The 11,384-nt window shown below is 60.9% G+C and carries 11 protein-coding genes and 1 pseudogene; 5 read left to right on the top strand and 7 right to left on the bottom strand.

What is annotated here, in order from left to right; all coding sequences use genetic code 11:
• Positions 1-9: 9 nt before the first annotated feature.
• A complete protein-coding gene (locus tag FJQ55_RS18175) occupies positions 10-828 on the bottom strand; it encodes a MurR/RpiR family transcriptional regulator (protein ID WP_140830520.1) in 819 nt (272 codons plus the stop codon).
• Positions 829-1,015: 187 nt separating this feature from the next.
• Here FJQ55_RS18175 and iolG point away from each other — a divergent pair, with 187 nt between their 5' ends.
• Positions 1,016-2,011 (top strand): inositol 2-dehydrogenase, encoded by a 996-nt coding sequence (iolG, locus tag FJQ55_RS18180; RefSeq protein ID WP_140830522.1) that lies wholly within the window; start codon positions 1,016-1,018, stop codon positions 2,009-2,011.
• Between the two features lie 92 nt (positions 2,012-2,103).
• On the opposite strand, the gene FJQ55_RS18185 is transcribed toward iolG, so the two are convergent.
• Genes FJQ55_RS18185 through FJQ55_RS18210 form a run of 6 tightly spaced genes read right to left on the bottom strand, consistent with a single transcriptional unit; the run spans position 2,104 to position 8,170 of the window.
• Positions 2,104-3,159 (bottom strand): Gfo/Idh/MocA family protein, encoded by a 1,056-nt coding sequence (locus FJQ55_RS18185; protein WP_140830525.1) that lies wholly within the window; start codon positions 3,157-3,159, stop codon positions 2,104-2,106.
• Positions 3,156-3,941, bottom strand: a complete 786-nt coding sequence (locus tag FJQ55_RS18190; RefSeq protein ID WP_140830527.1) for a ThuA domain-containing protein — start codon at positions 3,939-3,941, stop codon at positions 3,156-3,158. Before FJQ55_RS18190 ends, FJQ55_RS18185 begins: the two co-directional genes overlap by 4 nt.
• Before the next feature lie 57 nt (positions 3,942-3,998).
• Positions 3,999-5,024, bottom strand: coding sequence for an ABC transporter ATP-binding protein (locus FJQ55_RS18195; RefSeq protein ID WP_140830530.1), 1,026 nt, complete (start codon positions 5,022-5,024; stop codon positions 3,999-4,001).
• A gap of 12 nt (positions 5,025-5,036) precedes the next feature.
• On the bottom strand, positions 5,037-5,864 hold the full coding sequence (locus tag FJQ55_RS18200) for a carbohydrate ABC transporter permease (protein WP_208758225.1): 828 nt from the start codon (positions 5,862-5,864) through the stop codon (positions 5,037-5,039).
• On the bottom strand, positions 5,864-6,850 hold the full coding sequence (locus tag FJQ55_RS18205; protein WP_140830534.1) for a carbohydrate ABC transporter permease: 987 nt from the start codon (positions 6,848-6,850) through the stop codon (positions 5,864-5,866). The genes FJQ55_RS18200 and FJQ55_RS18205 overlap by 1 nt, the downstream gene beginning before the upstream one ends.
• A gap of 60 nt (positions 6,851-6,910) precedes the next feature.
• A complete protein-coding gene (locus FJQ55_RS18210) occupies positions 6,911-8,170 on the bottom strand; it encodes an ABC transporter substrate-binding protein (protein ID WP_140830536.1) in 1,260 nt (419 codons plus the stop codon).
• Positions 8,171-8,513: 343 nt separating this feature from the next.
• Here FJQ55_RS18210 and FJQ55_RS18215 point away from each other — a divergent pair, with 343 nt between their 5' ends.
• The 4 genes and pseudogenes from FJQ55_RS18215 to FJQ55_RS18230 all read left to right on the top strand — a co-directional run bounded on the left by FJQ55_RS18215 (position 8,514) and on the right by FJQ55_RS18230 (position 11,384).
• Positions 8,514-9,542, top strand: a complete 1,029-nt coding sequence (locus FJQ55_RS18215; RefSeq protein ID WP_140830538.1) for a substrate-binding domain-containing protein — start codon at positions 8,514-8,516, stop codon at positions 9,540-9,542.
• The gene (locus FJQ55_RS18220) at positions 9,539-10,396 is read left to right on the top strand and encodes a PfkB family carbohydrate kinase (RefSeq protein ID WP_140830541.1); all 858 of its coding nucleotides are present in this window, start codon (positions 9,539-9,541) and stop codon (positions 10,394-10,396) included. Before FJQ55_RS18215 ends, FJQ55_RS18220 begins: the two co-directional genes overlap by 4 nt.
• 74 nt (positions 10,397-10,470) lie before the next feature.
• Entirely contained in the window at positions 10,471-10,773 is a 303-nt protein-coding gene (locus FJQ55_RS18225; protein WP_140830543.1) for a DUF982 domain-containing protein, read from the top strand.
• Between the two features lie 21 nt (positions 10,774-10,794).
• Positions 10,795-11,384 (top strand): annotated as a pseudogene (locus FJQ55_RS18230) (cysteine hydrolase family protein).

The raw sequence follows: 11,384 nt of genomic DNA on the forward strand, positions 1-11,384 counted from the left end.
TACGGACGTTCAATCTTCCTGCCGCGCCGTTCCCACAGCAACAGACAGTGTAATGGCGAGACAAAGCGTCGCGGAGAGCGACCTGAAGGCACCGAAATCCACTTCCGAGACCGACAGCAAAGTAGCATTCATTCGCCGGAGCGGACTGACGACCGTATCGGTGACGGCAACCACCGGAATGCCCCTGCTCGCGACATCTTCGACCAGATCCAGCGTCTCGGCGGAATAAGGCGAGAATGTCACGGCGAGCAGCGCGTCGCCCTCTCGGATCGCATGGTGATTGTCGAGGCGCCCGACAACGCTGTGCAGCATGGCCGGCACGCCCATCTTCTCGAAGGCATAGGCCATGTAGCTCGCCACCGGAAAGGAGCGGCGAAGGCCAATGATATGGATCATCCGCGCCTTGGAGAGCAACTCGACAGCCACCTCAAGCGCCTGCGGATCCACGGTTTTGACGAGATTCTCCAGCGACATACGGCCGGCCTCGACAAATTCCGCCAGAAGCGCCGAGGGCGTACCCTCCTGCATCTCGCGCAGGTGCTGCAGCCGAGTGGAATAATCCGGCCAGCCCCCGACAAAGCTCTCGCGAAAGAGCTTCTGCATCTCGGAAAAGCCGGTGAAACCCATGATCTGGCAAAAGCGCATGAAGGCCGAGGGCTGTACGCCCGCCCCTTCCGCCATCTCCGCCACGGTCGACACCGCAATCCGATCCTTGTTGGCAGCCACATAGTCGGCACACTGCTTCAGGCGCTTCGGCAGCGTGCTCGACACCTCCAGCAGCCGGTCCTCGAAGGCCTTGATCGTCTGTGGCCCGACACTCTCGTTCATCCTGCCCCCGTTTGCCTGAACTTCGCTTGACATGAACAGTGTCACGATCTAGCAAAATAGAACATATATTCCAAATCAGCGCATTTGCCAGCGCGAAATGGAACAGAGACAGGGCGCGCCCGCGAGCGCCTGACAATACAACAATCGCCTCGTCTGCGAATTAGACCGGGCACAGGGAGGAATGATCATGGTCACGAGACTGGCCCTTCTGGGCGCCGGCCGTATCGGCAAGGTTCACGCAAAAGCTATTGCCGAAGACAAGCGCGCCAAGCTGGTCGCCGTTGCCGACGCCTTTGCCGACGCCGCCAACGCCATTGCCGCCCAGACCGGCTGCGCGGTGAAGACGATCGAGGAGATCGAAGCCGACAAGGATATCGACGCCGTCATCATCTGCACGCCGACCAACACCCATGCCGACCTGATCGAGCGCTTCGCCAAGGCCGGCAAGGCGATCTTCTGCGAAAAGCCGATCGATCTGGACGTCGCACGCGCCAAGGCCTGCTTGGAGACTGTCCGCGCCGTCGGCGGCAAGGTCATGCTCGGCTTCAACCGCCGCTTCGACCCGCATTTCCAGGCCGTGCGCAAGGAAATCGACAAGGGCTCGATCGGCAAGGTCGAGATGGTGACGATCACCAGCCGCGACCCGGGCGCACCGCCGGCCGAATACATCAAGGTCTCCGGCGGCATCTTCCGCGACATGACCATCCATGACTTCGACATGGCCCGCTTCCTGCTCGGCGAAGAGATCGAAACGGTCCAGGCTTCGGCTTCGGTTCTGGTCGATCCCAAGATCGGCGAACTCGGCGATTACGACAGCGCGTCCTTGATCCTGACGACGAAGAGTGGCCGCCAGGCGATCATCTCCAACTCGCGCCGCGCATCTTATGGCTACGACCAGCGTATCGAAGTGCATGGCTCGCTGGGGTCGGTCTCGGCCGAGAACCAGCGCCCGGTCTCGATCGAAGTCGCCAACAAAGACGGTTACACCCGTCCGCCGCTGCACGACTTCTTCATGACCCGCTATACGGCAGCTTACGCGGCTGAAATCTCCGCTTTCATCGACGCGCTCGACAACGGCACGCCGATGGCGCCGTCTGCCGAAGACGGCCTGATCGCGCTCGCCCTCGCTGACGCCGCTGTGAAGTCGGCCAAAGACAAGTCCGCCGTAACCGTCAGCTACTGACGGAAAGAGCTCCCGCGCTGCCGCAAGGTGGCGCAGAATGGAAACGCCGCCCGAACCTCCTCGGGCGGCGTTTTCGTTCGAACCTGCATATGTCAGACGACGAGTTCCCGACGCTCCACTTCGGTGAGCATGGCGAGATCGAGGATCTTCTGCAGGTTCGCCGCATGCCGGAAGCTCGGCTCCTGCGTGTAGCCGGACTGGATGGCGGCGATGAACTTCTGATAGTTCGTCTGCACCGGATCGACCTCGATTTCACGCCAGACAGCCTTTTCCACATCCTCCTGCAGACAGGCACGCAGCTTCGAACCGTCGAGACGATGGATGACCTCCAGCGCGCCCTTGTCGCCGTGGACCCGGAGCCTGAGCTCATTCAGGTGGCCGGTAGCCCAACGGCTCGCATGGATCACACCCATGGCGCCGTTGGTGAACTCGGCGGTCATGGTGAAGCTGTCGTTTGCATCGAGATCGTATTCGCCGATCTTGTTGCCCGGCGCCTTCTCGAAAGCCTTCATCCGTGCGAAGACATGATCGATCTCGGTGACTGCGCCATAACCGACGAAGTCGAGGATGTGGATGCCGACATCGCCGAGCACGCCGTTCGAGCCGTGTTTGGTCGACAGCCGCCAGAGCCACTGGCTCTCGGTCGCCCAGTCACCCCAGGCCTTGGACACCAGCCAACTTTGGAGATAGGAGGCCTCGATGTGGCGGACCTTTCCGATCTCGCCGGCGAGCACCATCTGGCGGGCCTTCTGCACCTGCGCCACGTTGCGATAGGTGAGGTTGACCATATTGACGAGACCGGAGGCTTCCGCAGCAGTCGCCATCTCGTCAGCCTTGGCATAGCTCTCGGCCAGCGGCTTTTCGCACATCACATGTTTGCCGGCGGCAAGCAGTTGCAGCGTCGTGGCATAATGGATGCGATCGGGCGTCACATTGGTGACCGCATCGAACTCGCCCCAGGCGATTGCCTCTTCCAGGCTGGTGAAGGTATTGGGAATGTCATGCCGTGCGGCGAAGGCGCGAACCTTCGCCAGATCGACATCGACGGCTGCCACGAGCTGAACGTCAGTGATGGTGGAGAAATTCATGGCATGGGTATTGGCCATGCCGCCGGTGCCAAGCACCAGAAGCCGGATAGGACTGCTCATTTGTAGCCTTCCTCGCCGGCCTGGTGGAGACGCGGGCCGCGCTCGGTGATCGGCTCGAGCGCCTTTTCGACCGGGACGTTCGGTGCATCATGCACGGCGCCGTAGCGCGGCATCGGGTTGTAGGCCCATTTCACGCCGTTGCGGATGACCTGCTGTACGGTCGCGTCGTGATAGGTCGGATAGGTTTCGTGGCCGGGGCGGAAGTAGAAGATATTGCCGGCACCACGCTTCCAGGTCAGACCCGAGCGGAAGATTTCACCGCCGGCAAACCACGAGATGAACACAGTTTCCAGCGGTTCGGGAACCGAGAAGAACTCGCCGTACATTTCTTCGTTTTCGAGCACGAAATTCTCTGGAATGCCGGCCGCGATCGGATGGCCGGGATTGACCGTCCAGATCCGCTCGCGCTCGCCCGCCTCACGCCATTTCAGCGCGCAAGGCGTGCCCATCAGCCGCTTGAAGGGCTTGGAAAAATGGCCGGAATGCAGGACCAGCAGACCCATGCCTTCCCAAACGCGCTTGGCAACGCGCTCGACGATTTCGTCGTCCACTGCGCCATGCGCCTTGTGGCCCCACCAGACCAGCACATCCGTCTCAGCCAGTCGCTCGACCGACAGGCCATGCTCTGGCTCCTGCAGGGTTGCGGTGGTCGCCTCGATCTCGTTGTCTGTGTTGAGAGCCGCTGCAATCGTCGAATGCATGCCATCGGGATAAATCCCTCGGACGATAGCATTCTCTCGTTCATGTACGTTTTCACCCCAGACAACCGTTCTGATCGTCATCTGACTTCTCCTTGAGTCTCGACCCTCCGCCATGGAGGACCGTATTTCATCATGCGCTCAGGCGGCGCCTTTCATCAGGCCGCGGCCGATGGCGCGGCCATCGCGGTCGAAACGGTGCAGTTCTTGCTCGATGGGCGAGAGTGCGACGGTCTCGCCGGGTTTCAGCGTCGCCGTGCCTTCCTGCCGCACCACGATCGGCTCGGACGTGCCGATGTCGACATAGACATAGCTGTCCGATCCGAGCATTTCGGAATGCACGACAGAACCCCGCCAGCGCCCATCTTGTTCAATCGAAAGATGCTCGGCGCGGATGCCGATGGTATGGGCACCCATTTCATCGGAAAAGCGCCCGTCGAGGAAATTCATCTTCGGCGAGCCGATGAAACCGGCGACGAAAAGCGAATTCGGGCTCTCGTACAGTTCGAGCGGTGTACCCACCTGCTCCACCACGCCGTCGCGCAACACGCAGATCCGGTCGGCGAGCGTCATGGCTTCCACCTGATCGTGAGTCACGTAGATCATCGTCGTGTTGTGCATGCTGCGGTGAAGTTTGGCGATTTCGAGACGGGTCGCAACGCGCAGCGCGGCATCGAGGTTGGACAGCGGTTCATCGAACAGAAACACGCGAGGATCGCGAACGATCGCGCGACCGATCGCCACACGCTGGCGCTGGCCGCCTGAAAGCTGCCGTGGAAGCCGCTCCAGATATGGGGTCAACTGAAGCATCTCGGCAGCCTCCCGCACGCGCCGGTCCCGCTCCGCCTTGTCATGGCCGGCAAGCTTCATGCCAAAGGCCATGTTATTGAACACCGTCATATGCGGATAGAGCGCATAGGACTGGAAGACCATCGCGATTCCGCGTTTCGCAGGCGGCAACTGGTTCATCACCTCGCCATCGAAGGCGAGCGTGCCAGCCGAAATGTCCTCAAGACCGGCAATCAGCCGCAGCAGGGTGGACTTGCCGCAACCCGACGGGCCGACAAAGACCATGAACTCGCCGGAGCGGATCTCCATGTCGACGCCCTTGATGACCTCGAGGGCCCCAAACGACTTGCGGATGTTGGAAAGCTGGATTTGGGCCATGGGGTTATCCTCCTATCCCTTGACGCCGCCGGCGGTGAGGCCGGAAATGATGCGCCGCTGGAAGATCAGAACCAGTATGACCAGCGGTACGGTGACGATGACCGAGGCGGCCATGATGCTGCCCCAGGGGATTTCGAACTGGCTGTCTCCGGAGAGCAGCGCGATGGCGACCGGCACGGTGCGCTGCGTGTTCGACGACGTGAAAGTGAGCGCGAAAAGGAACTCGTTCCACGCGGTGATAAAGGCGAGCAGGCCTGTCGTCACCAGAGCCGGCCACATCAGCGGCATGAAGACCTGCGTGATGATCACCCAGGAAGAAGCCCCGTCGACGATCGCTGCCTCCTCGATTTCAACAGGTAGGTCCCGCATGAAGGTGGTGAGCACCCAGACGGTGAACGGCAGCGTGAAGATCATATAGGAAAAGATCAGCGCGATCGGCGTGTTGAAGATCCCCATCCAGCGAATGAGTTCGAACAGGCCGGCGAGCACGGCGATCTGCGGGAACATCGAGACTGCGAGGATGGTGAGCAGCAGCAGCCCCCGCCCGCGAAACCGCACACGGGCAAGCGCGTAAGAGGCGGTAACCGCCAGGAACAGCGACAGCACCACCACCACGGTGGCCACCAGGAGGGAATTGCCAAGGCTGCGCACGAAACTGCCACGCGACAGCACGCTTTCGTAATTGCCGAACGTCACGCTCTTCGGCCAGTAACTGATGTCGAACAGCGCGCTGCCGGGTTTGAGGCTGGTGATGATGGCGTAGTAGAACGGGAAGACCGCAATAATCACGATCACCGCCACGAGCAGGTAGAAGGCGGATTGTTTGACGACCGTCGGCATCAGCGATCCCCTCCCGACAGGTTGACGCGTCCGAAGACGATGTAGAGCACCGTGATCGACGCGATGATCAGGAAGAGCATCGTCGACGCGGCCGCCCCATAGGCGAACTTGTCGAATTCGAACAGGTTCTCGCGCGCCATGACCGACATCGTCTTGGTCTGTGAATTGTTCGGCGTCAGCACATAGATCAGGTCGAAGATGCGCAGCGCATCGAGCATGCGGAAGATGATGGCGACCATCAGTGCCGGCCGGATGAGCGGCAGCGTGATCCTGAGAAACACCTTGACCGGATGCACCCCATCGATCTTCGCCGCCTCATAGATGTCCTGCGGCACCATCTGCAGGCCCGCGAGGATGAGCAGAGCCATGAACGGCGTTGTCTTCCAGACGTCGACGATCAGCACCGCGACCATCGCCGTCTCCGGATTGGCCGTCCAGGCGATCTTCTGGCTGATCAGGCCCAGATTGAGGAAGATGTCGTTCAAGATGCCGAACTGGTCGTTGAGCATCCAGGCCCACATCTTGGCAGACACGATCGTCGGTATCGCCCAGGGGATCAGGATGGCGGCACGGACCAGGCCGCGCCCGGGAAACTTGGCGTTCAGGACCAAGGCGACGACGAGGCCAAGCACCGTCTCGATCGAAACGGAAAGCAGGGTAAAACGCAAGGTATTCGCCACCGCACCCCACCAGGCCGGATCGACCAGCAACCCGCGCCAGACGGTGCGGCCGCTCTGCAAGGTGATCCAGGTCAGGTAGTTATTGAACCCGATGAACTCGGCACCGGAGAGGTTATTGAGGGTGGCGTTTGTGAAACTGAAATAGATGGTCCTGACCAGCGGCCAACCGGCCACCATGGCAAGCACGATCAAGGTCGGGGCGAGGAAGATCCAGGCGGATCGGGTGCGCTGTGCGCTGAGATCCGAGCCAGCGGCGGCTCTCCCCGCCCTTGGCTGCACGGCTCTCTCAACGGGCATGTCGGTCATGGGCAGTCCTCCCTGAAAGCGGTGAACGCCGGGCAACGTGAAGGCCGCCCGGCACCGAAATCACCAGCCATTGCCCATGAGTTCGTTGAGCTCGACCTCAAGGAGTTCGAGATTTTCCGCTGCGGTTCCCGACCCAGACAGCGTGTTGTGGACCGCACTCCAGAAGCGCGACGACACCTCGTTGTACTTCACCTTGGTCGTCGCTGACGGACGCGGCACGGCATCCTGGAAGATCGGCTTCCACTGCGGCATGAAGGGCTGGGCAGCCGCTACATCGGGATCGTCATAAAGCGCCGAGCGGGTCGGCAGGTTCGACAATTCGATGGCACGACGCTTCTGCACCTCGGCAGAGGTCAGGAACTTGACGAGTTCAATCGAGGCTTCCTGTTCTTCGGAATATTTCGACACCGCCAGATTCCAGCCACCAAGCGTTGAGGACGGCTTGTCGCCGGCTGCTGCAACCGGGAGCGTCGTTACGTCGAACTTGCCCTTGACCGCGCTGTCGTCGCCATTGCCGAGCGCAAAGGCATAAGGCCAGTTGCGCATGAAGACGGCATTGCCGGTCTGCCAGACGCCACGAGATTCCTCTTCCTGATAGGCCAGCACGCCGGGCGGGGAGATCGTGCCGATCCAGGATTTGGCCTGCTCGAGAGCGGCAGCGGCTTTCTCGTTATTCACCGAGATCGTGCCATCGGTCTCGACGATCTGCCCGCCGCCCGAAGACTTGATCCATTCCAGCGCATTGCAGGTCAAACCTTCATACGCATTCGCCTGGAAGACATAACCCCAGAGGTCCTTCTGCCCCGCCTCGCGCTCCTTGTCCTGAATCTCCTTGGCGACCGCCGCCATGTCGGCCCAGGTCTTCGGCACCTCTCTGCCGTATTTCTCCAGAAGATCCTTGCGGTAGAACAGTGCCGGTGCGTCGGTATACATCGGCATGGCGACAAGGCGGCCATCGGCCGTCTGGGACTCGATGATCGAGGGGAAAAAGTCGTTGATCGCATCTCCCGCCGCCGGCTTCAGATCAATGAACTGATCAGCAAGTTGAGGCGCCCAGACGACGTCCGTCTGGTAGACGTCGACATCCTTGTTGCCTGCGGCAAGCCACAGCCGGTACTGGGCGAACTGCTCCGAACTGGAGGGCGGCATGGTGACGAGCGAGATCTTGTGACCGCTCTTTTCCTCGAACTCGGTGAACAGCTTGCGCAGGAAGTCGAGATTCTTGCCGGTGGAATTGGCAGCGATCGAAATTTCGGCCGCCTGGACGGACCCGCACAGCGCGGTTGCCGCAATGAGTGCGGCGCTCAACAATGTCTTCATCGATATCTCCTCCCGAGAAACCAAAGACGTTTACGGCCTCCACAATAAAATTGAAAACGCTTTGGTTCCGGAAGACTGGCAAAAAACGAAAACCGAGTCAAATCATGTTCCATGTTTCCGCGTTCGGAGATTGCAAGCCAATGATAATAAGAAGATTTTTCGGAGTTGCGCTGGGTTCGTAGTGGAAAAGGCGCGGCAGACAGCAGCCCAGAAACGCTATCAACGAGCAGAAATTGTAATCGCTTTAAATCCCGAATAGGAAATCTTGCCAGAGGCCGCGCAGCCATGGGATAAGCACAGGAGGGATGCCAACAGGGATCTCGCGCAAGGACGCCAGCCACGCATGAAGCTCAAGGATTTCGCCCAGCACATCGGTCTGTCGCCGACAACCGTCAGCCGTGCCTTGAGCGGCTATCCGGAAGTCAGCGAGGCGACCCGCACAAGGGTGGCCAAAGAAGCTGCGCGGCTCGGCTATCGCCCGAACATCAATGCCGTGCGCCTGGCGACCGGCCGCGCCGGGGCGATCGGGGTCGTGATGAGCCGTGCCGGCGAATACCAGTTTTCCGAATTTCTGAGCGGCATGGCCGAGCGACTGAGTCCCGAAGACATCGATATCCTGATCACCCCGATGGCCGAGCAGGACAGCCGCGACGAGTTGCAACTCTACCGCCGGCTTGCCGAGAGCCGCCGTGTCGATGCCGTCGTCATCCACTCACCCCGCCCCAAGGACCCCCGAATTACGCTGCTCCACGAGTTGAAGCTGCCCTTCATCGTGCACGGCCGCTCTGCAACCGACGTGCCCCATGCCTGGCTCGACATCGACAACGAAGGCGCAATCTGTCGGGCGACCGAGCATTTGCTTGATCTCGGCCACCGCCGCATCGCCATGATCAACGGTCGAGAGGGACTGACGTTTACCCAGCATCGCGAGAAGGGCTACAGGTCGGCGCTGAGCGAACGCGGCGTTCCCTATGATGCCAAACTGGTGACCCACGGCAATTTTACCGACGAGATCGGTTTCCGCGTGGCTCGCGCCGCTCTTGAGCAGCGCCCGCGCCCGACTGCTTTCGTCGCCGGATCGATGATGAGCGCGCTCGGCGTCTACCGCGCCGCCCGCTCGATGAACCTCGTTGTCGGGCGCGACATCTCAGTCATCGCCCATGACGACGTCTTTCCTTATCTGACGGCGGAAAACATGGCCCCGTCGCTATCGACTACCCGCTCCTCGATCCGCGCTGCCGGCACCCGCATTGCCGACCTCCTGCTTCAGATGTTGGCCGGCCGCGAAGCGACAGACATTTCTGAACTCTGGCCGGTGGAACTGATCCTCCGCGAGTCCAGCCGCCCAGTTGCCAGGGAAGTGAGCGAATGAAGGACGGGAGTGAAGGGCGCATCGTCGTTATCGGCCATGTCAATCACGACCGCATCTGGCGGCTGACCGAACCCTTGCGTGCCGGTGGCCGTATCCTGTGGAGCAGCAGAAATACCCGGCTGGGTGGCGGCGGATATTTTACCGCGCGACGGCTGCGCGACCTCGGCCATCCCGTCGCGATCCTATCGAACCTGATGACCGATGATCACGGCGACCGGGCGATGGCAGATCTCGACGCGCTAGGCTTCGACACCTCGTTGATGACACGGTTGCCGGGCGATACCGACTTCGCCGACATCCTGCTCGACCCGATGGGAGAGCGCACGATCCTGTCGAACGAGCGCCGCCTGTCGCGCGAATTCGTACTCACAGCGCCGGTTTCGGATGCTACATTCTACGTCAACGCGCCCATCCTGCCAGACACGATCCTCACCGCACTGCATCAGGCGCGGCTGGTCGTTTCGCAACTGCCGCTGCGCCGTGCAGCGCCGCGCCCCGCAGATATCATGATCGGCTCCAAGGCCGATGTGCCCGCAAAGAGCATCAACGATTGCTGGTCGTTGGCGAGCGCACTTGCCGACGGCCGACTCCGTCATCTCGTGATGACGGACGGGCCACAAGCGATCTCCATCTATGACGGCACACGGGAAATCACGGTTGCAATCGAACAGCAGGTCGCCGTCCGCGACACGATCGGCGCAGGCGACAGCTTCAGCGGCGGACTGATTCACGCCTTGCTGTCCGGGATCGAAATCGTTGAAGCAGCGCGGATTGCTGCAGTTTTGACCGCCCAATGGCTCGCCAGCCGAGAACAGCAAACGGTCGCGATGACAACAGAAAAAACAGCGCTATAGCCAACTTTATTTGAGCGCCTTTCCGGAACCGCCCGCGAGCTCAGTGAGTTTGTGGGTACCGAACGGAGGAAGGCATGAACGAGTATCATTTCATCTGGAACCGGCCTGTTGAGCTGGAACTGCCTTGTGGCCTCACGCGACGCTTTCAGAATGCCTACGACGCGCTGGATTTTCTTGATGCCGAGTGGCCGACGCGCCGCGGGCCAGCCTATGAGCGCGCGATCCGCCTCTGCCAGAACGCCTTGCGCGGCGCACGGGCGGCAGAACTCGCCCGTGCCGCCTTCATCGCAGCGGCCGAGGAAGCCGGAATGCGCCTGGCAAGCGATCCCGGGCGTTTGGTCAGTTTCCTGCCACAGCGTCGCCAGGCCGTCGCCTGAGGCGACAACGACGACGTCGCCATGCACTTGGGAGAATGGAGACATATCTGTGTCGACGTCCAGGACATGTTTGCCCGCGACACCCCATGGCACGTACCGTGGATGAAGAAGGCGCTCCCGGCGATCGTCTCGATTGCTGAGGCAAGCCCGAGACGCACACTCTTCACCCGTTTTATTCCACCACCGACGGCAGACGCTGCCGTTGGCGCCTGGAAGGATTACTATCGACGCTGGTGGATGATGACCGGTGAGCCCTGCCCGACGAAATGGTCCAATTAATCCCGGAACTCAAAGCTCTCGTTCCGCCCGCAAGGGTGATCGATAAACCGGTTTACTCGCCTTGGCTCGACCAGACCCTGGCACGCCTTCTCGTCCGGGAGCATGTCGAAACTCTTGTTATCACCGGCGGCGAAACGGATGTCTGCGTCATGGCAACCGTGCTCGGCGCCATCGACCACGGCTTTCGGGTCGTTCTGGTAACCGATGCCGTATGTTCAGGCCTGGATGAGACGCATGACGCCTCACTCGCTCTACTTTCCAAGCCTTTTTCCGCGCAGATGACCACGCTGTCCACCGACGAGCTTCTCGCAGTCATTGCCGACCAAAGGTAA

The organism is Rhizobium glycinendophyticum (assembly GCF_006443685.1).
Classification (GTDB): Bacteria; Pseudomonadota; Alphaproteobacteria; order Rhizobiales; family Rhizobiaceae; genus Allorhizobium; species Allorhizobium glycinendophyticum.